Source organism: Streptomyces sp. NPDC085460 (genome assembly GCF_044541975.1).
Classification (GTDB): Bacteria; Actinomycetota; Actinomycetes; order Streptomycetales; family Streptomycetaceae; genus Streptomyces.
On record NZ_JBITTO010000016.1, the window covers coordinates 40,527 to 61,841 of the forward strand.

At 67.4% G+C, this 21,315-nt stretch carries 20 protein-coding genes and 1 pseudogene; 9 read left to right on the top strand and 12 right to left on the bottom strand.

Annotated features, from left to right (window positions below; translation table 11 throughout):
• Window positions 1-53: 53 nt before the first annotated feature.
• Genes ACIGHB_RS31065 through ACIGHB_RS31075 form a run of 3 tightly spaced genes read right to left on the bottom strand, consistent with a single transcriptional unit; the run spans window position 54 to window position 4,212 of the window.
• Entirely contained in the window at window positions 54-1,100 is a 1,047-nt protein-coding gene (locus ACIGHB_RS31065) for an AAA family ATPase (protein ID WP_399917714.1), read from the bottom strand.
• A complete protein-coding gene (locus ACIGHB_RS31070; protein ID WP_399917716.1) occupies window positions 1,100-3,511 on the bottom strand; it encodes a hypothetical protein in 2,412 nt (803 codons plus the stop codon). The genes ACIGHB_RS31065 and ACIGHB_RS31070 overlap by 1 nt, the downstream gene beginning before the upstream one ends.
• Window positions 3,511-4,212, bottom strand: coding sequence for a TnsA-like heteromeric transposase endonuclease subunit (locus tag ACIGHB_RS31075; protein WP_399917718.1), 702 nt, complete (start codon window positions 4,210-4,212; stop codon window positions 3,511-3,513). Before ACIGHB_RS31075 ends, ACIGHB_RS31070 begins: the two co-directional genes overlap by 1 nt.
• 305 nt (window positions 4,213-4,517) lie before the next feature.
• Between ACIGHB_RS31075 and ACIGHB_RS31080 the strand changes: the two genes are divergently transcribed.
• The 5 genes and pseudogenes from ACIGHB_RS31080 to ACIGHB_RS31100 all read left to right on the top strand — a co-directional run bounded on the left by ACIGHB_RS31080 (window position 4,518) and on the right by ACIGHB_RS31100 (window position 7,060).
• Entirely contained in the window at window positions 4,518-5,138 is a 621-nt protein-coding gene (locus ACIGHB_RS31080) for a multiprotein-bridging factor 1 family protein (RefSeq protein ID WP_399917720.1), read from the top strand.
• A 278-nt stretch (window positions 5,139-5,416) separates the two neighbouring features.
• Window positions 5,417-5,797: a hypothetical protein gene (locus tag ACIGHB_RS31085; RefSeq protein ID WP_399917722.1), complete on the top strand. Its 381-nt coding sequence runs from the start codon at window positions 5,417-5,419 to the stop codon at window positions 5,795-5,797.
• A gap of 38 nt (window positions 5,798-5,835) precedes the next feature.
• Window positions 5,836-6,144 (top strand): transposase, encoded by a 309-nt coding sequence (locus ACIGHB_RS31090; RefSeq protein WP_399917724.1) that lies wholly within the window; start codon window positions 5,836-5,838, stop codon window positions 6,142-6,144.
• A pseudogene (locus ACIGHB_RS31095) lies at window positions 6,141-6,794 on the top strand (IS3 family transposase); the annotation flags it as partial. The gene ACIGHB_RS31090 and the pseudogene ACIGHB_RS31095, both read left to right, overlap by 4 nt.
• Window positions 6,795-6,838: 44 nt before the next feature.
• Window positions 6,839-7,060, top strand: coding sequence for an IS3 family transposase (locus ACIGHB_RS31100; RefSeq protein WP_399917726.1), 222 nt, complete (start codon window positions 6,839-6,841; stop codon window positions 7,058-7,060).
• 51 nt (window positions 7,061-7,111) lie between these two features.
• Here the strand turns inward: ACIGHB_RS31100 and ACIGHB_RS31105 are convergent, their stop codons facing one another.
• From ACIGHB_RS31105 to ACIGHB_RS31125, 5 genes are all read right to left on the bottom strand, one after another.
• Entirely contained in the window at window positions 7,112-7,672 is a 561-nt protein-coding gene (locus ACIGHB_RS31105; protein ID WP_399917729.1) for a transposase, read from the bottom strand.
• Window positions 7,673-8,067: 395 nt separating this feature from the next.
• Window positions 8,068-8,631, bottom strand: coding sequence for a hypothetical protein (locus ACIGHB_RS31110; protein WP_399917731.1), 564 nt, complete (start codon window positions 8,629-8,631; stop codon window positions 8,068-8,070).
• Between the two features lie 107 nt (window positions 8,632-8,738).
• Window positions 8,739-9,995, bottom strand: coding sequence for a hypothetical protein (locus ACIGHB_RS31115; protein WP_399917733.1), 1,257 nt, complete (start codon window positions 9,993-9,995; stop codon window positions 8,739-8,741).
• Window positions 9,992-10,714 carry an ATP-binding cassette domain-containing protein gene (locus ACIGHB_RS31120; RefSeq protein WP_399917735.1) on the bottom strand — a complete coding sequence of 241 codons (723 nt, stop codon included), beginning with the start codon at window positions 10,712-10,714 and terminating at the stop codon, window positions 9,992-9,994. Before ACIGHB_RS31120 ends, ACIGHB_RS31115 begins: the two co-directional genes overlap by 4 nt.
• A 216-nt stretch (window positions 10,715-10,930) precedes the next feature.
• Window positions 10,931-11,317, bottom strand: coding sequence for a hypothetical protein (locus ACIGHB_RS31125; protein ID WP_399917737.1), 387 nt, complete (start codon window positions 11,315-11,317; stop codon window positions 10,931-10,933).
• Between the two features lie 1,905 nt (window positions 11,318-13,222).
• On the opposite strand from ACIGHB_RS31125, the gene ACIGHB_RS31130 reads away from it, so the two are divergent.
• From ACIGHB_RS31130 to ACIGHB_RS31145, 4 genes are all read left to right on the top strand, one after another.
• On the top strand, window positions 13,223-13,351 hold the full coding sequence (locus tag ACIGHB_RS31130) for a hypothetical protein (protein ID WP_399917740.1): 129 nt from the start codon (window positions 13,223-13,225) through the stop codon (window positions 13,349-13,351).
• A 342-nt stretch (window positions 13,352-13,693) separates the two neighbouring features.
• A complete protein-coding gene (locus ACIGHB_RS31135; protein ID WP_399917742.1) occupies window positions 13,694-14,530 on the top strand; it encodes a hypothetical protein in 837 nt (278 codons plus the stop codon).
• Between the two features lie 61 nt (window positions 14,531-14,591).
• Complete coding sequence (locus tag ACIGHB_RS31140) at window positions 14,592-15,071, top strand: hypothetical protein (RefSeq protein ID WP_399917745.1); 480 nt, start codon at window positions 14,592-14,594, stop codon at window positions 15,069-15,071.
• A 154-nt stretch (window positions 15,072-15,225) separates the two neighbouring features.
• On the top strand, window positions 15,226-16,041 hold the full coding sequence (locus ACIGHB_RS31145; RefSeq protein ID WP_399917746.1) for an SAM-dependent methyltransferase: 816 nt from the start codon (window positions 15,226-15,228) through the stop codon (window positions 16,039-16,041).
• Between the two features lie 13 nt (window positions 16,042-16,054).
• Here ACIGHB_RS31145 and ACIGHB_RS31150 read toward each other — a convergent pair whose 3' ends face one another.
• The 4 genes from ACIGHB_RS31150 to ACIGHB_RS31165 all read right to left on the bottom strand — a co-directional run bounded on the left by ACIGHB_RS31150 (window position 16,055) and on the right by ACIGHB_RS31165 (window position 21,287).
• On the bottom strand, window positions 16,055-16,909 hold the full coding sequence (locus ACIGHB_RS31150; protein ID WP_399917748.1) for a helix-turn-helix domain-containing protein: 855 nt from the start codon (window positions 16,907-16,909) through the stop codon (window positions 16,055-16,057).
• A gap of 167 nt (window positions 16,910-17,076) precedes the next feature.
• On the bottom strand, window positions 17,077-17,316 hold the full coding sequence (locus tag ACIGHB_RS31155) for a DUF397 domain-containing protein (protein ID WP_399917751.1): 240 nt from the start codon (window positions 17,314-17,316) through the stop codon (window positions 17,077-17,079).
• Window positions 17,317-18,408: 1,092 nt separating this feature from the next.
• On the bottom strand, window positions 18,409-20,586 hold the full coding sequence (locus ACIGHB_RS31160) for a hypothetical protein (protein ID WP_399917752.1): 2,178 nt from the start codon (window positions 20,584-20,586) through the stop codon (window positions 18,409-18,411).
• Window positions 20,583-21,287 (bottom strand): ABC transporter ATP-binding protein, encoded by a 705-nt coding sequence (locus ACIGHB_RS31165; protein ID WP_399917754.1) that lies wholly within the window; start codon window positions 21,285-21,287, stop codon window positions 20,583-20,585. Before ACIGHB_RS31165 ends, ACIGHB_RS31160 begins: the two co-directional genes overlap by 4 nt.
• Between the last annotated feature and the right edge of the window lie 28 nt (window positions 21,288-21,315).

The following is a 21,315-nucleotide window of genomic DNA, read 5'->3' on the forward strand; positions in this document are numbered from 1 at the left end:
CCGGGCCCGCCGGCGCCGACACGCCACCAGCGGGACCGGACCGGAGCGGGTGGTCAGATGTGGACGACTCGTCCGACCGTGAGGGTGTCGAGCAGCTCTTCGCTGATGCGTTCCTCGCCGGACAGCATGGCGTGCTGGGCCGCCTGGCAGATGATCTGGGACAGGGCCCGCAGGTAGCCCTTGCTGCGCAGGTGCAGGGCGGGGGAGAGGCCGGTCAGGTCCCCGGCTTGGTGATGGTAGAGCCGCAGGTCCTTGTCGAATTCGTTGACGATGCGGCGGAAGCGGTCCTTGCCTTCCTTGTCGTAGCCCAGGCGGCTGGTCATCAGGACGGGGTGGTCGCCCCAGGGTTCTTCGTTCTTGTCCCGTGGTGTTTCGCTGTCGCGCAGGTAGGGGTCGACGATGGCGCGGCTGTTGCGGCCGCAGTAGACGAACGTTGCCCCGGTCTCATCGCTGATGTACTCGAGGTAGGCGAAGGTCTGCTTCACATCGGCGCCGTGCTGCAGCCGATGGATGCCGTCGATGAGGACGAGCTGGGTGTGGCAGTGGCGCATCACGTAGCAGATCGAATCGGTCGGATCGCTGCCCAGCGATCCTTCCAGCCCGAGGAAGCGGGCGAAGGCGCCGCTCCAGTTCCGTGTTCCTCCGCGGCCCTTGTCCGGCACGCTGAGCGCGACGACCGGGATCCGGTCGTCGTTACGGCCGTAGCGCTCGTTCAGCCGCACCTCCAGATCTCGGCCCACGTACCGCACCAGCGAGGTCTTCCCGGTACCGGACGGACCCTGGACGATGACACCGAGCCGACCCGATGTCCTCTTGGCATTGGCATAGAGCTGACGCGTTACCACCAGCCTGGCGGTCTTGATGGCCGGGGTCTCCACCGGCCGCATGCTGCCGTGGAACACCAGCCGGGGGTCGTCCGGGCTGACCTCGGTACCCAGCGGAGCGCAGTCGGCCAGATTCGGCGGATCAAGGACGCGGTCGACCGAGGCGCGCCAGTTCGTCAGGGTGTCGCACCACTCCGGCGCGGGCGGGCGCAGCTGATCCGGCCCGTCGACCAGGTCGCGCAGTTCCTCGTCACCGATACTCGGCCGCTTCATCATTAGTTCTCCAGGTCAGGGCCGGAAAGATCGAACAGATCGCCTTCAGGACCCGGCAGCCCAGGCTCATCGGACGGCTTGGCGAGAGCGGCACCGTCGGGGTCCAGCGGCGGCAGACCGTCGAAGTAGCTGTCCTTGAAAGCGGCCATCGCCTCGGCGCTCCAGGCGCTGCCTTGCGAGGCAGTGCTCAAGAACAGCGGGTCACCGCCGTCCAGGGCGCGCCGTGACAGATCGGCCGGCCCGGGCAGCCCGTACATCCCGTCGTCGGGCAGATCCAGCTCCCCCCAATCCTGGCCCGCAGCGGAGGTGTCCGCCGCGGCGTAGGGGTCGAACACGGGCGCCGGGGCCGGCGGAGGGAACTGCGGCCCCCAACCGTCCGGAACTACGGCCGCGGTCATCTCCTGCGGGCCTTGCCCGGCACGCTCCAGAAGCTCAGCCAGCGCCTGGGCGATGGCATCGTCATCGTCCTTGCGGCCCCCACGCGCCAGGTGCTCGGTCGTCGCGATGTCCCACAGGTACTGCGTCCACGGCGCGCCGATCAGATGCTGATGCCGGAACGATGCCTCGACCCACTGCGTCTTTTCGTGGTCGTACAGCCACACATGCTCGGGGGCATAGGGGTTGTAGCGCAGCTGCCAGCCGCCGCGGCGTTTGCCGCCGAGTCCCGACCGGCGGTTGCGGTACGGGTCGAGCCCGCCCTCGGGGTTCTCATAGACGCGGTTCATGAACCGGATGCCCTCGTCGCTGACCCCGACCCAGGCGGTGGGCAGCAGCCTCAGATAGTCGTCCCGGCCCAGGGGGACCGGGATATATCCGGCCGCCCGCACCGTGGCCGCGTACATCTGGTTCGGGGTGAGCGCAGGAAGCTTCGGGTCGTAGGGGTTGCGTAGCTCGTCGTGGACACGGTTCTGCCAGCCCAGGACGATCCACTCCTGCAGGAGGTCGTCGAGCTGGGCGAGCGTGAACAGCGTCTCGCCGTCCACGGTCTTCGCCCGGTAGCCGGGCCTGTTGCCGGTGTAGGTGTTCACGTACTGGCTGAACAGCGACTTGATGGAACCGTTCGTCCGCTCGATGATCGCCTTGTCGGTCGGCGTGCGGACGCGGGCGGGACGCACCGAGATACCCAGGTAGGCGCAGGCGTCGAAGAACGCCGTTCCCGTGAAGACCGACCCGTGGTCGATCACGATCAGATCCGGGAAGATCACCGGCCGGCTCGCCGCCCGCAGCATGCGTTCGTCCGCGGCCACCAGCTCCTCATAGGGAAGATCAGACGCCGACGCGTGCGCGGCCGCGGAGAAACCCGGCCGCATCGGCAGCGGAACCAGGGCCTGCGCCAGCAGCAGCGTGGCGTCCACCGCTTTCGTGGCACGCCCAGGACTCTTGCGAGAGGCCACCAGCCCCAGCCGCTGCGAGCCCTTGCGTGCCCGCCGGTGCCGGGAGGTCTTGGGCCGCAGGACCGCCGCCAGGATGCTGCGGGTGGCGACATCCACCATCACCGTCAGCTCGACCGAGGTCGGCAGCCCGTCATCGCCCAGGACCTTCACATCCAGGTCCGTGGAATCGATCTGCACCAGCTCACCCGGCGCCACCGCGGTCGTCGTCCCGAACGGCGGCCCGGGCGTGTTGCCTGCCCCCGGTTTCCGGCGCGAGGCAGACCGCAAATCCGTCACCCTGATCCCGAGCCGGTCCAGCAGCTTGTACAGCGTGGTGTCCGGCGGCACCTTCATCGTGGGCCCGTACTCGCGGCGCACCGTGCGGCGCACCAGCGTGAACAGCGCCGACCCGGTGATCGCAACCTTGCCCTCCCGCTCCCGGACCAGCTGCAGCAGCACATCGACCATGCGCGGATCGCACCGCCCGTACAGGGACGGCATCCGGGTGCGCCGCTTGTCGACCAGCCCCCACACACCGCTCTTCTCGTACTGCAGTCGCTTGCGCTGAACGGTGTGCCACGACACGTTGAAGTCCAGCACCGCGTTGAGCTCGGCCGCCTTCGTCTTGTACCGCTCGATCAGCGTGAACTCACCTGGCGCGTAGCCCGGCCGGGGCGTGGCATCCTCGGCCTGCCCGGGCAGCAGTCCGGTCGCCACCTCGATGACGTGCCGCTCCCAGATACGGGCCTCACGGTCGGCCTGGGGACTGATTCCCTCCATGAGACCGAAGTCGGCGATCGGAGCGTGCGTGACCGGCCGGCCCTCGGCGTCCAGGACAGCGAAGTCACGGGCCGAAGCCAGAAGCCCGACCGGAAGAGCCACCAGAGGAAGGCCGCTTCCCGGCCGCGGCGCCAGATGCACCATCACCCCGTCCAGCATCACCACCGAGTACCGCTCGCCCCGCCAGCGCACCATGTCCCCGCACGACAGCAGGCCATGATGCGCACGCGACACCTGCTCGGCCGTAGCCGCCTTCGCCATCACGACGGCTCTGCGACCCGGAACGGCCGCATCGACGTCACGGCACCCGCGCCACGGCGGACCACCGTGGCCGGCCCCAGAGAAATACTCCAGTCCATCCTCAGCTCACGGCGCCACATCAGGTGATACAGACGAGGCAGTGCCTGGAGGGGAGGCAGCCCCGCATTCTCAATTCCCTCCAGGAGCCCAGCTGGTGCCTTGAACGCATCGAGCAGCGCCCGCTCCATCGCCGCATCGGCGTAGCGGGGATGCCGGTAGCGGGAGATCCAGCGCAAGTTGGCCATGGCCACAGGCCGAGGCAGCCGAGGCGACCCCAGCTGCCATCCCGCCTCGGAGCATGCCTCCTTGAGCACATCCTGCTGCCGCTGCCACCTCGCGCTGGGGCCCTTAGCCGGCGGACAGGCCACCACCACCGTCTCACCCGCTGCTGTGCGTACGAAGAAGTCTGGCACGAAACGCTGGACGCGGCCCTGCTCGCGCCATTCCAGACGGGCCGTCCAGGCAGAGAAATCGGCCACGGTCGGATGGAAGTCCAGCAGCATGGCCACCGACAGGCGCTCAAGCGACCGGCAGCCCACATGTCTGCCCGTCGTCGCCGACCACCAGTACGTCACAATGCTCCGCTCGGACGGATGCCGCAGAGGAACCCAGACCGGCTCTGCGCCCACCACCTCGATGCCTGCCGCCCAGGCGGCAGGCATCGTGACTTCCCGCCCCCGCTCGTCACGACGGACGACCTGCAGACCCCGCGACACTTATCCCCGCCCTTCCCGTGCCGTTGTGCACGCACAGCACCGCGAACTTTCACGCGATACTCGAACACTGAGGTAGGACCTCACGGGTGTAGAATAAATCCCGTCAAAATAAGCACAGTTGGGGCTGGGTAGTCTCACGGAGACAGTGCAGGTCTGTGCATTTACATGCTTGTCCCACCGCACCGGTCAGGCGTTTCCACGATGGCGCGAACTCGCATGCCAAGTGGACACGCCTGCAAGATTCCGGTGCTGTGCAAAACGACTCCGAAGACGCCCTGTTTCCCCGCGTCGACGCTCTCCTCGAATCACTCAGGACCCCGCTGCCCGACCACCCCGAACGCGCCCGTCTCAGAAACAGCGCCAACCTCTCCCTGCAGGTTTTGGCCGATGCCTTGCAGTGCGATCCTCACGACGTCGAGGAATGGGAATCAGGCAGCCGCGAACCTCACGGCATGCAGCGGGCCGCCTACGCCCGCCTCCTCAGCGGCCTCCAGGCCATCACCGAACAACCCCACCAGCAGCCCACCGCGATCAGCAGCGCACCGCCGCCCCCACCCTCCCGCCCCCCGAGCCGCCCCCGCCCCGTGGTCACCTCACGCGACACAGCACCGCACTCCTCGTTCCCGCGCGGACCGCTTGCCGTCATCGACCTGGAGGGTGAAGGCCTCATCGCGCACTTCGCCGACCAGACAGGCACCGACACTGGCGCAGACCATCTCCTCGACCTGGTTTACTGGGCGCTCAACGCAGGAATCGGACGCGCCCGCCTGCACAAGAACGCCAGGAACGACGCCGACCCCCTCCTCGTCCTGACACCGCCGGCCATGCAGTACCTCGGCCTGCCCCCGCCCTGGACAACCGCAACCAACTGAGGCTGCCCGATAGCCACCCTGAGATCAGACGCCTGCGAGACGCCGGCTTCCGCCTCACCCGCAGCGGATTCGGTCCCTGGGCACGCGTCTATCTGCCCGTCGAGAACGGCAAACGATCCTGCGTCCAACTCGCCCTGACCGGGTGGGGAGCCCTGTCCGACCGCGACGGCTGGAACCTGCCCGACCTGAGGCCCGGCCCGCTCGCCGCACTCCTCGGCACCTACACAGACCGCGTCATCACACCCACCGGCTCCACAGCCGTGTGCGGCCAGGAACTCATGACAGCACTGCGCCCCGCCACACGTGCGGACTACTCACCCGCCGCCGGCCGCTGGGTCTCCGCCGAGAACGCCAACGCACTCGTCAAACCCCTCGACCCGGCACCACCCGAGGCCCACGACGCCCACCCCCTCGCCCAAGGCCGACAGCCTGAAGACGCGATGAACGAGGAAGCCTGGGACTGGAACCGGCCCCCCACCGACCACGAGGCCACGGCCTACCCCTACGTCGTCGGCATCGACATCAACCTCGCCTTCGTAGCCGCCGCCTCCAGCCTGGATGTGGGCCTCAGCGCGCCGCCCCGCCACACGATCAATCCTCCGTTCAACCACAAGATCCCAGGCGCCGTTGAGGTTCCCCCGAGATGCGGGGATGGGTGACAGAGGGTCAGATGGGTCTCATGAGAGGAGCCCAGACGATGCCTGCGCCGAGGAAGTACCCGCTGGAGTTGCGTGAGCGTGTGGTACGGATGTACCGGACCGCCGAGCCGAAGCCCGTGATCCGCCGTATGGCCGAGGAGCTCGGCGTGCACCACGAGGCCCTGCGCAATTGGATCCGGCAGGCCGAGGCTGACGCCGGCGAACGCGACGACATGCTCACCACCGCAGAGCGGGAGGAGCTTGCCGCCCTGCGCAAGGAGAATGCACAGCTCAAGCGGGCGAATGAGGTCCTGCGGACGGCCTCGGCTTTTTTCGCGGCGCAGCTCGACCCGACCCGGCCCAGGTGACGGCGCTCGTTAACGAGCACCCGCATCTGGGGGTCGAGCCCGTACTCCGGGAACTGAACATCCCCTCTTCCACCTACTACCGGTGGCGCCAGGCAGAGACCGAGCCGTGCGAACGGCGCCGCCGGGACGCCGAGCTGGCCAGCAGGATCCGGCAGGTCCACGACGAGTCCGGCGGGATCTACGGCTCACCCCGCGTGCACGCCGTCCTCAAGCGTGAGGGCGTCCATGTCGGCCGCAAGCGCGTCGAGCGGCTCATGCGCCAGGCCGGCCTCGCCGGGATCAGCCCCCGGAAGGGCAAGGGTTTCACCCGGCGTGACTCGGACGCCGATCTGGCCCCTGACCTGGTCGGGCGCGACTTCACCGCGAGCGGGCCGAACCGGCTGTGGGCCACGGACCTGACCATGATCCCCACCGAGGAGGGGCCGTTGTGGCTGTCCGCGATCCGCGACGCGTTCTCCCGCCGGGTGGTGGACTGGGAGACCTCCGCCCGTGCGGACGCGGACCTGGTCCTGACCTCGCTGGAGTATGCCCTGGCCAGCCGCGAAGTCGCGCCGGGTGAACTCATTCACCACGCGGACCACGGCTGTCAATACACGTCCGTGAAGCTCACAACACGCCTGGTCAGGGCCGGTATCCAGGCGTCCATGGGCTCGGTCGGCGACTCGTCGACAATGCCCTGGCGGAAAACCTGTGGATGGTCATCAAGACCGAGTGCATCCACGGCCGCGTCTTCGCCACACGTGCCGAGGCGAACCTCGCGCTCTTCGAGTACATCGACGGCTTCTACAATCCCCGCCGCATCCAGAAACGGCTCGGATACCTCAGCCCGATCGAGTTCGAGGAGAAGCACTACGCCGACCAGGCAGCGACCGAACAAGTGAACCTGAAACCACGTCAACCTGCTCTGACCAGCTAGTCAGCCACTCCCGCGCTGCGGGGGAACCTCAGTAGTCGGCAAGCCGCTGATTCAGTCCGTCCCGGCCCGCGGCCTTGCCGATGGCCGCGCTGGTGGGGTGGCAGGTGATTCGAGGAGCCGACGGGCGTCTGTCCCGGCCTCGTACGCCACCAGCTCGTCCAGGATCTCGGGGGCGCGAGTGGCGGCTTCTTCCAGCGCGGCGCGTACCGCTTCGAGGACGAGTTCCAGGCGGGTGAGTTCCCGCGCTGCGGCAAGGACCTGGGTGGAGTCGGTTCGTTGTCTTCCGCGTTCCTTGACCAGACCGGCCCGCCGCATCCGGTCCGGGGCCAGGGACAGCAGCTGGTCCGCGCGGTTGTCCTGGGACAGCCGGTCCCGGAAGTCGGTCAGCACGCTGTGGTGAAAGCCGGGATCGTCCAGCTCCATGGCCAGGGCGTACGTGAAGTCGATGCGGTACCGGATGGCCTCGGCTGCTTGCCGGTCCGAGAGGTTGAGCAGGAACTGCAGCACGCACACGGTCGCCAGCTGAGCCGGCGAGAGGCCAGGGCGGCCATCGCGCGGATACCAGCAGACGAAGTCCTCGTCGCCCCAGAGCCCGTCGAGCTGGTCACGCACCCACATGGCCGTAGTCCCACGAGGATTGCTGGCCCTCGCCATCCGAACCGTGAGCTCTGGCACCACCACACCGGACAGGGGACGAACGGACACTGGTCACCCCAGGAAGAGAGGATTGCAACGAACCATCCAAAGTGTCCCGAACCCCCAACAGCCCTGTCCCTGAAACCTCAAGATCCCCGACAGAGTCGCTCAATGTGTGCCAGAACCCGGAAATCGCCGGCAAAGCCCCGGTCGTCAAACGAGGTCAACCGTTACGCCGTGCGCGGTTCCTTTTGAGCGCCACGAAAACCTGGCTGAGGATGAAGCCGACCAAGCTCACGACGATGAATGCTCCTACGACCCACATGACGAGTTCCACGGGTGTCTCCTTCTGGGGTACGGATCCTGGCCGGTCACGGTTTGGTCCGGACGAGCGGGGGTGTCTGTCGTTCGGGGGTGGCGGTGAACGGGTGCTTTCCTAGGTGGAGCTTTCGTGCAGGGGCTAGGGCGTAGATGCTGGCCGCTACCGTGAAAGCTCCGATCACGACGGCCCACTGGCCGGGCGTCACGTCCTTTTCCATGATGACCGCCCACCAGTAGTACCGGGGCTCAGACGGCGGGTAGCCGAACAACATGCTGGCCAGGGTGAGGCCGACTGGCGGAAGCCAGGCAACGGAGATATACCCCACGGCGGAAGTCACTACCGCCAATGAGACATGCACCAGGGTGTTGCGGAGCCCGGCCTGCCACGGGACGGCAGGGCCGATCAACTGGCCCAGGTTCGCTGCCACGGCCGCAGCTATGGTGAGAATCGACACCCAGGCAAGCCGGGTACCGATGAGCCGCGGAGGCTCTGGAAGAGGAATCCGGGCGGTGTTGTCAGTGCCCACCGCTACGGCCACGCCGGCGAGCGTGGGAATCAGCAGGAGCAGCGAGACGGGCGTCTCGAAGACCATGAAGCCCAGGCTGTCGAGCATGGCCTTGGCGCCGATGAGTGACAGAGCAGCGCTGGCCGCCAGGAGTAGGAGGGCCGGTGTTGCGGAGTGGACGCCGATCCATGCCCGGGCGGTGTGAAGGCCGGACCTCACGCGCCCTCCAGGTCGCAGCGGTCGTAGTCGGCGAAGATGGCGCGTACCTGCTCGGGGCTGAGGATTTTGATCTGCTGGGGGTAGTCCTCCTCGTTGACCTTGAGTCCAGCGAGGCTGAGCAGTGTCGCGTGCAGGGACATTTCGCGCTGCCAGTACGCCTCGCCGGGAGGCGCCCCGGTGTAGAGCTGTTCGCAGTGCAGGGGGCGCACGAGTTCGACGGCTACGTCGGCGATATCGATCGTGCCGGTGGCGTAGGCGTCCGCCTGGATGTCCAGGCCGAGAGTGCCCTTGCCGTTCACGCGGTAGGTACGGCTGATCTCTTCGACCCGGTTGGGTACGAAGTATGGGTATCCCTTGGCCTTGGCCGCGCCCGAGAGGGTTTGGATGTGGCCCACGAGTTGTGCCTCGAAGCGTTCGTGCTCCGGGTAGAGGCAGATGGTCGGCTCTGCACCGGTGCAGCGGGTCGGAGCCTTCGGGCTCGCGGTGAGGCGGTCGGAAGGGAATGTGTACGGGCCTGCGGCGATGACGCCAGCGACCGCCAGCGCGAGGGACAGGCCGACCGCGGTCGGGACACGGACGCCTGAGCGCATCCGGATGGGCAGGATGAGCAGCAGAATGCCAGTTCCGCCGAAGACGGCCACCTGGGCAAGCAGGTAGCCAGGGTCGTATTCGTAGCCGAGCCGGGAGACGGTGGCGCCTCCGAGAGCGAGGGGTTCGAAGACTTCTTTTCCGCCTTCACCGAGCAGGTAGATCAGGGTGAAGGATCCGAGGGCGGCGCCGGCTCCTGCGATGAGCGGGCTGGCGAAGCGACCGATCGCTGATCCAATGGCCACGTACCAGCCAATGGCCAGGATCTGCACGAGGATCGCGGTGAGGATGAGGAACCATGCGGTGCTGCTGGAGAATCCTCCGAGGGCGAGGCCGGCCAGAATCGCGAGAAGATGAACGGCGGCAACGGGGCCGGCGCACCACGCAGCTGCGCGGAGGTAGGGCCGGTGCGGTCGGCTGACACCCACGACAAGATGGATGTTGCCTGGCCTGGTCAGCCGTGAGGCGTCCACGGCCGCTGCTCCGGCGATGAGCGGGCCGATGATGAACAGCGAGATGGCGAACCAGTCCACCGTCCACAGCGTCTCGCCGCGCCACGGCATGCCACGCTGGAAGAAGTTGAGCACTTCCAGCACCGTTGCGGGCAGGGCGACCCAGGGGCCGATGAGGGTGCGGGCCGCGTACCTGAGGGAGTGGACGTTCACTCTGCTTCTCCCATCAGGGTGGCGAGGGCCCGCTCGAGGTCGGTGTCACCGGGCGCGTCGGGCTGGGCGCACTCTTCCAGGGCGGGAACGTCTCCGTCGAAGACGACACGGCCTGCGCTGAGAACGATGACCCGATCGGCCAGGCCACGGATGTCTTCCACCAGGTGGGTCGAGACGATGACGATGCGCCCGAGCGCGGCCTTGGCGATCGTTTCGCGCAAAGAAATTCGCTGGCGGGGGTCGAGCCCCACCGTGGGTTCGTCCAGCAGTATCAGCGAGGGGTCGTGGATCAGGGCCTGCGCGATGCCCAGCCGGCGGGTCATACCGCCGGAGAGCGTCCTGGCCTTGGTGGTGCGGCGATCTGTCAGGTTGGTGAGAGTAAGGGCATCGGATACGGCTGCGGCCCTCTCAGCGGCGGGCACCTTGTGCACCCATGCCACGTAGTGCAGGAACTCCTCACAGGTGGCGCCGCGCGGCAGTTCCGGATCCTGCGGCAGGTACCCGATCGGCGCTCTGCCGGGTCCGCCGCCGTCGAGGGCGAGGCTTCCGGATGTGGGCTTCTCCAGGCCGGCGGCGAGCCTGAAGAATGTTGACTTGCCAGCCCCGTTGGGGCCCACGAGGCAGGTGACACCACTGGCGATCTCCAAGGACACCGGCCCGAGCCGGAAGCTTCCCCCGTGGTCCTTGGTGACTTCGTGGCAGCGCAGAAGATGATCCACTGATGTTGCTCTCTTGGTCAGGGAGGCCGTGCTCCGGGTTGCCGAGGCTGGCAGCGTCGGCAACCCGGAACGCTAACTCAGGCTCGATCGGTGAGCCTCTTCAGAACGGCCACGATCGGGTGACGGCTGCGCCTTGCCACGTCGACTGCTGTCGCAGCTCAGAGGCCGGTCAATTGAAGAGCGGCGTTCGCTCCCCAGGGTGGCCGCCGAAGAAGCTCAGTAGTTGTCCGCGCCTTCGGCGTAGGACCAGCCGGTCTCCGGGTCGTCACGCCACGGAATGTCGAGGAACGCCTTCACCCGGCCTCGGGCGTAGTCCGCGTCGCCCGATACGCCGGTCGATGCCGGGTTGTACTTGTACGACTTGCTGCTGTGGTGGTCCGACTCGTCACTGGCGTGCGACCAGTACTGCTGGGTGCACGACAGGAACTTGCTGTACGTCGTGCAGTACCCGGCGTTCACCTGGGTGTTCAGCTCGATGTACACCTTGTGGTTGTCCGCGTTGGACAGCTTCGTGTTCGCGGAGGCGTGCGAGCGGGTGCCGTTGGAGCCGTTGTACAGCTTCCAGGTCCCGTACGCCTTGCCCGTGCTGCCATACCCGTTCACGACGAGCGGGGTTGCCGAGGCGTTCCATGTGCGGACGTTGTTCAGTGCATAGGCGGCGCTGGGCACCGCTCCGACCGCCGCGATGGCGACCGCGGCAGCTGCGACAGCACGCCTTGCCCCCAGGGACCGAAGCCCCGACTTCACGTTCATTACTTCCCCCAACGCTTGATGGTGGGCGCCGCAAGATTCGAACGTTCTTGCGAGTATCAGGTGACGCACTGAACGCTAGCGCTGACGAGGTGTAGCCGACAGAACAAGCTGCATGTTCTGAGCGAAGCTTGAGCTTGCAGCATATTCGGAAGCCTGAATGACCCCAACTGTCCTGATTCCATTTATGGTTGAATCCGACAACATCCAGATTCTGGACACCCCTGAACCGCTGTCCACTGCACGCAGTCGCCCTGGAGTCCCGGCCCCGGTTCGCGCCTTCGACAGGCAGCCGAGACATGCTGGTCCATTGTCCTCCCGCTCGAGCTTCTACTATTGGCGCCGGACACCTGTCGACCGGGCCGCCCGGCAGGCGGCCGACGCGCAATCGGCCGCCCAGATACATGCGGTGCACAAGGAATCGGACGGTACCTACGGAGCCCCGGAATCACCACCGAACTCCGTGAGACGAGCGGCGAGGCGGTCAACCACAAGCGGGTCGCCAGGATCATGCGGGGCGTTCGGGATCGAAGGGATCCGGTTGCGCTGCCGGCGCCGCACCACCGTCCCCGATCCGGCTGCAGCCAAGGCTCCGGACCTGTTCCGCCGAGACTTCACCGCGGACAAGCCGCTCCTTGCTGCGTGACCGGCATGAGGGGGCTTCCTCAGCGCACGCGTCCGCACAGGCGGTGTCCCCACACGGTGGAGGTCTTGCGGGTACGGATGCGGTCCTTTGAATGCTGGGCTGATCGCCTTCTGTGGACAGTCGGCGATGATGGGCGTGCCCGCGGCCGGTCCGACCGGTGAGGTCGTTGAACCGCATGCCTGCCGATGTCCCAGCGGCCGCTCGCTGCGTGGACGCGGGGCCTTGCGGTCAGAGCGGCGGGCATCGCTCGGGTGCCTGCGCAGGGACGGGGGAGTCCGTTCGACACGGCGCGCTCCTCGCTGCTGACCGGGATGCCAGTAATCCAGAGGACTCGCCTGCAGCCCTGACGGTTGCCGGTCGCGGCCGTTGTCGCGCTGGCGGGCAGGATTCGGGCCGTCGTCGTAGGAGCGGTCCACGCGAAGCTCTGGCCGACCGAACTGCGGGAGCCTGCCCCGGCCAGCCGATCACGGTACCGGGCGCGCGGGCGAAGATCACCAGATCGTCGTAACGGAGGAGAGGTGACAGGCCTGTTCCGGGCCGGCCGCACTCCGATCGTGTCCGAGAAGCCCGGCCGCGCATGTACCGGCCAGCCCGCCATCATTTTGAGTGCTATTACGCGCTTCTGTGTCCTTGTCCGTTTTCATGGAGCCCGGAAACCGTGCGCTCCAGTTCACTCGATCGGGCTACTCCTCCGAGAGTCCGATGAACGCGCCCGCCCGCCTAGTACGGAAGGCCCTGAACAGCCTTCCGGGCACATGTGAACAGAAATACGCCAGGCTTTGCGCAGGAATGTTCGCCCTCGCGTCGCGCGGGCGCCTTCAGGCGTCAACAGGCGCACCAGCATTCCGTTTTCACAGCTCATGCGGCGCGTGACTCGCTCCGGCCAGGCCTATAACGTTCCGCGGACATGGGTCGGGACCCCTGGGAAGAGGGGCCCCGACGAGAACCATGCCTGTATCGAACCCCTAGGAGGGCACGCCATGATTCACATCCGCCAGAGGCTAGCCAGGCTGCTTCCGGCTTCAACCGAAACTAGCATTCCGCTCGTTTTCACGGCTGAAACGCATTCGCTGAGTTGCCTGGCCGTAAATCTGCGCTGGAGCGCCTTCGCCATGACCACCCTCGCCGCGCTCACGGTCATCCACGGCCCTGTCGTACCGGACGAGATGTGGTGGGCCGTCGTGGCCGGCACGGCCATCGACGGATCGGTCATCAGCTACCAGCGCTACCGCCGCCGCTGAGACAAGCGGGAAGAGGACCCACCTACCCAAAGTCCCTTCCCGCTCTGCCGGTTCGGCCCGGGCCCGGGGGCGCTCATGCCTGCCCCCGGGCCGGGGCACCACAGACGCAGCGGACGGACAAGACACATGACGAAGAGTTCGGCGCGCGCAGGACAAGGCGAGCGCTACGAGTACAGCCGGTGCGCCTTCTCGCTGTGCGGACGCCGCTTCCGGCGGCTCAAAGGACCGGGAAGGCCGCGGCGGTACTGCCAGGACGCATGCCGTCGCCGTGCGCAGCGCGTGCGCAGCCACCGGCGCACAACGGAAGCGCCTCTGGCGCACACGCTGCGGCGGGGAGCCGGGGTGGCGCTGAGCCTGCAGGCTCTGGCAGGAGAGCTGGCCGAAGCAGAGCGACGGGGCAGCGACTTTGAAGAACTGGCCGGGCTGGCTCTGGCGCTGAGCGCAGAAGCCGCCCGCTACCTGGGTGCGGCTGTTCAAGACGCCCGCGCCAAAGGCATGGGCTGGAGCGAAGTGGCCCGCCAGGTGCACGTCGGTGAAGCAGCCGCACGGGCCATGTGGAGCCGGACACCGCCGCCGGCGACGAATGGTCAGGACCACCTCTGCGAGGCGCAGACCGCCGCACCCGCAGAGAGTGAGACTAGGACGGCGCCCGCCGCAGACAGCGGTCGCCTTGGCGCCGCCGTCTCCGCCCTGCTACGCACCCGCGGCGTCACCGTGCAGGAGACGGCCACAAAGGCGGACCTGTCCTCCGCGTGCGTCCTGCGGCTGGTGACCGGGCATCGCGTGCCGGACTGGCCTGTGGTCTTCACCGTGGTCACGGCGGCAGGCGGGCGGCCCGAGGAGTTCCGCATCCTGTGGGAATGGGCCCGCAAGATCCAGCGGTCGCCCAGACGTTCCGCAGCCGCGTCCCTGGCCCGCTTTCACCATGCTCTGCGCGGCCTGCAGTGGGCCGCCGGACAAGAGGCCACCGGCGGCATCCTGGACGACCACGGCGCCCTCGCCGCCGTACTCGACGATGGGCTGGTGCCCGACTGGGCGGCGACACGGAAGATCGTGCACGAACTCAAAGGCGACCCTGATCAAGTCAAAGACCTGTGGGAGGACGTCCGCCGCAGCTTCCTGGTCGCCAGCGCCTTCCTTTCCTCACAGGAGGTGACCGGTGCAGAACACCTCATCTGACCTTCACGGGCCCGACTCCACACGCCCCCTCGCATACCCAGCCGGGGCGGGCAGGACCTACGTGAAAGTCCCGCAGCCCCGCGAGACCACGGCGACAGGCCTCACGGGCAGCCAACAAGCGCTGGAGATCGGCCTGCCGGCCGCGTTCGCCGCGTTCTGCATGCGCCACATGGACACGTACACCCGCTACGCCATCGTGCGCACCGGTGACCCGCACACAGCGAACGCCCTGGTCGGCGCGGTACTGGGAGATCTGGCCATGACCTGGATGGAGGTCCTGCAAAGTCCCTCACCGTCCGCCCTGGCCTGGCGCCTGCTCTCCAGCCGGGCGGGCCGTGACTCGGCATCGGCCGGCCCCTACCGGGTCCTGCCCGCGACTCAGGCAGACGCGGTGCTCCTGCACTACCGGCTCGGGCTGCCGGTCGAACAGGCTGCCGAGGTGATGGGCCGCAAGGCGGCAGAATTCACATGGCTGCTGAAACAGGCCCTGCGAGCCGGCACAGCCGCCCTCGAGCCCAGGGCCCGCGAAGTCCTGAGCTGATCGTGCGCCCGCGCAGCCGCACCGCGCACCGAACCGCTATTTCACTCCTGAGAGGCATATGAATCTGACGGTTCGGGGTGGATCGCGGGGTGCGTAACTCCTAGCATGGGGCCTTGACCTGAGCCTGCCGGGCAGACATCTGCCGGACAGGTGTGTGACGGGTGATGGCAATCGGGGGCGCGCGACGGTGATTGATGTAACCCAGGCCAGAGATGCTCGCATCCACAATTTCCTGCTCGGCGGACACGACCACTACGAGTCCGACCGGGATGCCGTCAGACGCCTGATGGGCCTGGCGCCGAACACGCCTCAACTGGCGCGTATCAACCGTGAGTTCCTTGAGCGGGCCGTCCGATATCTGAGCGCTCAATGCGGGATCGGCCAGTTCCTGGACCATGGATGTGGCCTGCCGACCCGCGAGAATGTCCACCAGATCGCCCGCCGCGCGGGCACAGACGCCCGCGTCGTCTACATCGACAATGATCCCGTCGTCCTGGCCCACGCGCGCATGATGCTCGACGGGGACTCCACCCTGATTCTCGATGCCGATCTGCTCGACTTCAGCACCATCCTCGACCGCAGCGAGCGGGCCGGGATGCTCGATCGAGCCGCACCCGTGGCGGTGCTGTTCACTTCCGTCCTCCACTGCATCGCCGATACGCGCAATCCCTGGCGGCATGTGAGGGAACTGATCAACCAGCTCCCTTCGGGCAGCGTGCTGGTCCTGAGCCATCTCGCGGGTGAGGACCACGCATCAAACGAGGAAGCGTCTGAGCTCATGCGGGAACTCACCGGGCAGCAGTGGGCCCAGATCCGTTCCTTCGCCGACGTCGCACGGTTCTTCGACGGCCTCGAGCCCCTCGGGGGCCCGATTGGCGACGTTGCGCGCTGGCGGCCGGCGGCCGGCCTCAGCCTGCGGCCCGCCGACCGGACCTGGACCGTCTACGGCGGCGTCGCCCGCAAGAGATGAACCCGAGCAGCTCTCAGTCGGAGAGCTTGGCGATGTAGCTGTCCAGCAGCTCCAGCGTCTGGGTACGGTCCATAGCCCTGGACCACAAAGACGTCAGGACCAGACGGTACCTGTCCACGTCCTCAGGGTTGGTGAGGTAGCTGCCGCCGTTGCGGACCTCCAGGTAGACCATGTCCACCTCCCGGTGCGCGGGGAACGACAGATAGGTGATGGACGGGGCGGGAGCCATCGCTTCGTCACCGGCACTGAACGGCAGTACCCGGATATGGATCTTGTCCATGTTCTCTTCCAGGTTGTACAGCTCGCGCAACTGCATGCGCATCACAGAAGCCCCGCCTACCGGCCGCGCCAGAACAGCCTCGTCCACCAAGGCGTAGTAGTCCGGCGCCCCGGCGTCGGACAGCACATCCCGTCTGGTCTGTCGCACGCGCACCGCACGGTCACGCTTGGCGAGCTGCCTCTCGGCATCCTCGACGGAAGTGTCCGGCAGGCCGTGCTTCATCAGCGCCCGGGCGTACTCGGGCCTCTGCAGGAGACCCGGGACGTACTGCACTTCGTAGGTGCGGATCTCCTGGGCCGACGCCTCCACACTGATCAGCCGCTCCAGCCAGCCCGGGATCGCGTCCCGGAACTCCTCCCACCAATGGGTGTCCTGCGACCGGCTCGCCAGACGCTCCAGAGACTCCAGCTCCGCGGCATCAGTGACGCCGTAGAACCGCGCCAGGGAAAGCAGCCGGTCCGGCTTCAGGGGAGATTCGCCGTTCTCAAGACGGCTGAGAGTCGGAGCGGAACCGACCAGGCCCGCCTCCACCACGTCCACCAGGCGCAGCCCCCGCTCCTTGCGGAGCCGGCGCAGGTGGGCACCCACCACCCTTCCCGCGCCGGCCAGATGACTACCCGAGTCCTCTCCGCCTCCGACAGCCCAAAGGACTTGACCGCCTGACAACCGCAACTCCCTGGCCAACCGACGTTGTTAACGTAAGGATCTCAGATTGAGACCCCGCCAGGGCGGCCGCAAGCCTGTAGCGGCCAATTTCAGACGATCAGGGGGTCGAACTCATCCCGCTTCACCCCGACGAGCATCGCACTGATCTCCGAAGGGGTGAACACCAGTGCCGGCCCGCCCGGGAACCGGGAGTTCCGCACCGCGATCTCGTCGTTCGGCAGCCGGGCGAACTCGACGCAGTTGCCGCCCTCCGGATTGCTCGCGGAACTCTTCACCCACCGCACCCCAGGGATGCTGTCGCCCGCAACCCCGTTCGCATAGCCTTCCACTTTCGTTCCTTTCGCCGCTTGCCGTCACCACACGTACACGCACCCGGCCGTACGGCCCCATGGCTCCGGACACACTCCGGCGCAGGCCACTGAGGCCCGATGAAATTTCATGGATGCGTGGAATGCAGCCGATCTTAGGCTGCCGTTTTCACGAGCGCCGTCCCTCGAAAGGGCGTTCTTTCTGATGTGGTGATCGCACGAATCAAGTCTGACGACTGCGGCGACAACAGCCTGATAGCGCAGTGGACTTGACCGGATCGGCTGCGGTGGCGAACCCTGGCGCACCCCGGCGGCCCCGGGGCGGGGCCGGTCACATACCGAAGGATCGTTTTCGCTGCTGGCGGGCCGCCGCCTTTCGCTCCGCGGAGCGCCCGGGGCGGAGCGCCGCCCGGCCCCGTGCGGTTCGCCGCTCTGCGGCACCCCTGTGCCGTACATCCGCCGGAACCGGGCCTGGCCCCGGCGGGGCCACGAGCCTGAGACAGGTGCCCGACGGGCTCAGCGCCGATGCCGCCGGGTGTCACCAGGCGGCTCGGCCCTGCCGTGCGGGCCGGCGATGCAGACGCGGTGTTCGTCCCGGCGGCTGAGCCGGCCGCTGCGTCGCGCAGGCCGACGGCTGCTCTTGCGCCGGCCAGAGCCCGGCACCCGTGCCCGTCTTCCGGGCCTCGGATGAGGCAGATTCGACGGGGCTCCTGGCGCATGTCACTTTCTGTGTCCTGCCCGGTGATGCGCCCGGCTGCCCTGCCGGGCGCATCACGCCGGTCTCTCCTGCCTCGGCGTGGCCGGCAGGCCAGTTCACCAACGCGGCGTCCAAGGTCGCCTCGACGTTGAGGAACCACGAGATCATGCACCCGTTCTTCGCCGTCATGGCCATGCCCTGGAAGGCATCCGGTCCGATGCCCGGGACTGCGGCCCGCATGGTGATGTGGATGCTCCCCGGGCTCCGCTGCCGTTACCGAGCTCGGCGCTGATCTCCACGGACGTCTCGATGGACTGTGCGACGAGGTTCCCCCACCCGAGAACGTTCGCGAACGCCTGGTTGAGGCAGCCTGCGTAGGCCACCGCCAGGAGCGCTTCCGGCACCGCGCCCGCGCGTCAATCGCCGGTGGGACGCCACGTACGAGCGCGGCGCACAGCGATCTCACCGCAGACGACGGCGACGACGAGGCCGCCGAGGGCGATGAGAAGGGAGCCGGTGGCGACGAGGCCAGCGGAAAGTTCGCCGCCGTCGCCGATAGATAGGAGCATTTGTCCGAGCACGTAGGTGGCAGCACCGGCTCCGACGCCGACGACTGCGAGCGGGACAGAAAGGTTCCAGAAGGCGACCTGCACGTAGAAACGTCGGTCGTTGCGGAACGAGGCGATCGGGCCGAGACCACGGGCCTGGTCGTCGAAGACGGATGCTGCACCCACCACCCCGGCAAGGACGAGGGCCGCAAGGCCGATGAGCGCCGCGTCCAGGACCCATTTGACGTATCCGGCTCGTGCCTGTGCCCCCAGCATTCCGGCCTCCACGGGTACGTTGAGCATGGGCATGCCCAGGGTGCGATAGGCGGCTTCCCAGACACGGTCGGCTCCCGCGTCGCCTGCCGTGTTAAAGACGACGAGCGAGACCTTCTCGGGATCCGTGATGCCCGGGTGGCTGGACGTGACATTCACCCTGTCCGGGGTGAGCCCGAGGACGGCCAGCGCTCTCTGCGGTCCAGGTCCGATGTTCTTGATGACACCGGTTAGTGCAGTTCTCTTCCTGGGGCAGGTTGTCATCGGGCCGAAGAAGGCCAGGGACGTGCAGTTGCCGGAGAACACGACCTTGTCGTTCTCCGAGAATAAGAGGACCGAGGGCTGTCCGGGGAGGTCCTTGCGGAGCCGGTCGAACCGGGAGGGGTCGCCGGATGCGTTGATCAGGATCGCGTTTCGGTCCGTTGCGCCAGCCAGTTGCTTGGCGACGATTTCCGGTCCTGCGAGCTGGCTGGTAACGACCTGCCCCAGTGTTGTCAGCCCCAGTCCCACGATCATGGATGCGCTGAGCACGGCGAGGACGACCGGGCGGGCCGCGAGCCACCGTCCGGCGATCAGACCCGCGGGGCCACTCCGGCGAACGGAGAAAGACGCGATGGCCGAACCCAGCGCACCGGACAGACGTCCCCCGAGGCTGGGCAGGACACCAAGCACGAGCACGGCGCCCAAGAAGAACACGACCCTGCCGGGACCGTCCGCTCGCCATGTTCCGTACAGGCACAGTGTGGATCCCGCCCCGCACAGGATCCAGGTCGTCCGGCCCGATGCCGTTTTGATCTGTTGGGGGCGCGTGGAGGTCCGCTTGGGCGGCTTGGCGTACCGCAGGGCGCTGACGCCCGCGATGAGTGCGGCCGTGGCCACGATGAGGACGGGGAGCCAGGGGCGTACACGGGCCAGATCGCCAGCGGCGACGGTATGCCCGGTGAAGGGAAGGCGGATGTCCCAGAGAGTCGTCGACCAGGCCGTGGCCGTGGCCAGCAATGAACCCGCGGCCACGGGGACAGCGGCCTCACCGATTACCACGAGGAGGCGCGACAGGCGAGAAGCACCGAGGGCTTCGAGCATAGAGATACGGCGATCCCGCAGCTCCGAGCCACCGCGCACGACGACTACGAGAGCGGCTGTCGCCGGCAGCACCGTGAACAGCAGCAGCAGCACCCATAAGTCCACCGGGGATCGCTCGAACTGGTGACTGACCGTGAAATAGTCGAGGAACTGAGATCCCGGACGCCCGAAGCCGGAGATGAAGGTCTTAAGGGTCGTCTCATCGAAGATCCCCTCAATGGGGGAGCGGGTGTAGACGAGCAGCTCATCGGGCTCGGTCAGGCCCTGCCGCCCGATGGTTCCCGCCATGGTGCCGTAGCGAGAGACGAGCACCCCGTCGGCATGCCTGGCAGCCTGCGGGGACAGGAACACCTCGCCCTTCTCAGGCCACCGGTCAAGGCCGGGGGGAGGGACAGCGGAGGCGCTCAGAGGCTCGGTGAAGATCACGGACACCGCTTCGCCATCCGCGTAGTCCGGACGTTCAAGCCATCGGGCCACGGCTTCCTGCCGCTGGTCGGTCAGGACCGGAGAGCGGGCATCCTGCCTCTCCTGTCTGGCCTCCAGGCTGGCATCCACCGCCAGGAGACTCCAGGTCACCATGAGGACGAGGAAGGATGCGGCGAAGAGCCCGAAGCGGTGCACCAGTCCGGACGCACCACTCGCCCGCCCCACGCGGTGTCCCAGACGGAGCATCGTCAGATGCCTGTTCACCTGGCCTCCCCCGAGTCGGCGATCAGCCGGCCTTCCGCCAGCTCAAGGGCGCGGTCGGCGCGGTCTGCGATCTGCGGGTTGTGCGTGACAACGATCAAAGCGCACCCGAAGCGAGCAGGGAGCCCGAACAGCAGGTCGGCCACCACGTCCCCGGTTCGCTGGTCGAGCGATCCAGTGGGTTCGTCCGCCAGCATCACCGAGGGCTTGCCAATAAGCGCCCGCGCGACGGCGACACGCTGGCGCTCCCCGCCCGATAGCGCTCCCGTCGTCTTGGACGACGCACCCTGCACACCGAGCTCGTCCAGCAGCTGCTGGGCGTCGGCGTACGCACCCTTTGCGCTGCCGCCGGCGAGGAGGACGGGCAGGGCCGCGTTCTCCAGCGGGGACAGCTCTGGGATCAGTTCACCGAACTGATAAACGGTCCCCACAGTGCGCAGTCGCACGGCGGCACGCTCACCTGCGGATGCCTGCGTGATATCGACACCACCAATGCGCACCACACCTGAGGAGGGGCTGATCAAGCCACTCAGGCAGCACAGGAGCGTCGTCTTCCCCGAACCGCTGGGGCCCGTGACCGCAACGGACGACCCGGCAGGCACGTTGAGGGTCAGGCCATCGAGAAGGCGACGATCGCCGATGCTGTAACGCAGGTTCTGGACTTCCACCACGGCCGTCTTCCGGCTGTGCAACTCGGTACTCACATATCCTCTATCTACGCCGGGCGGCGCG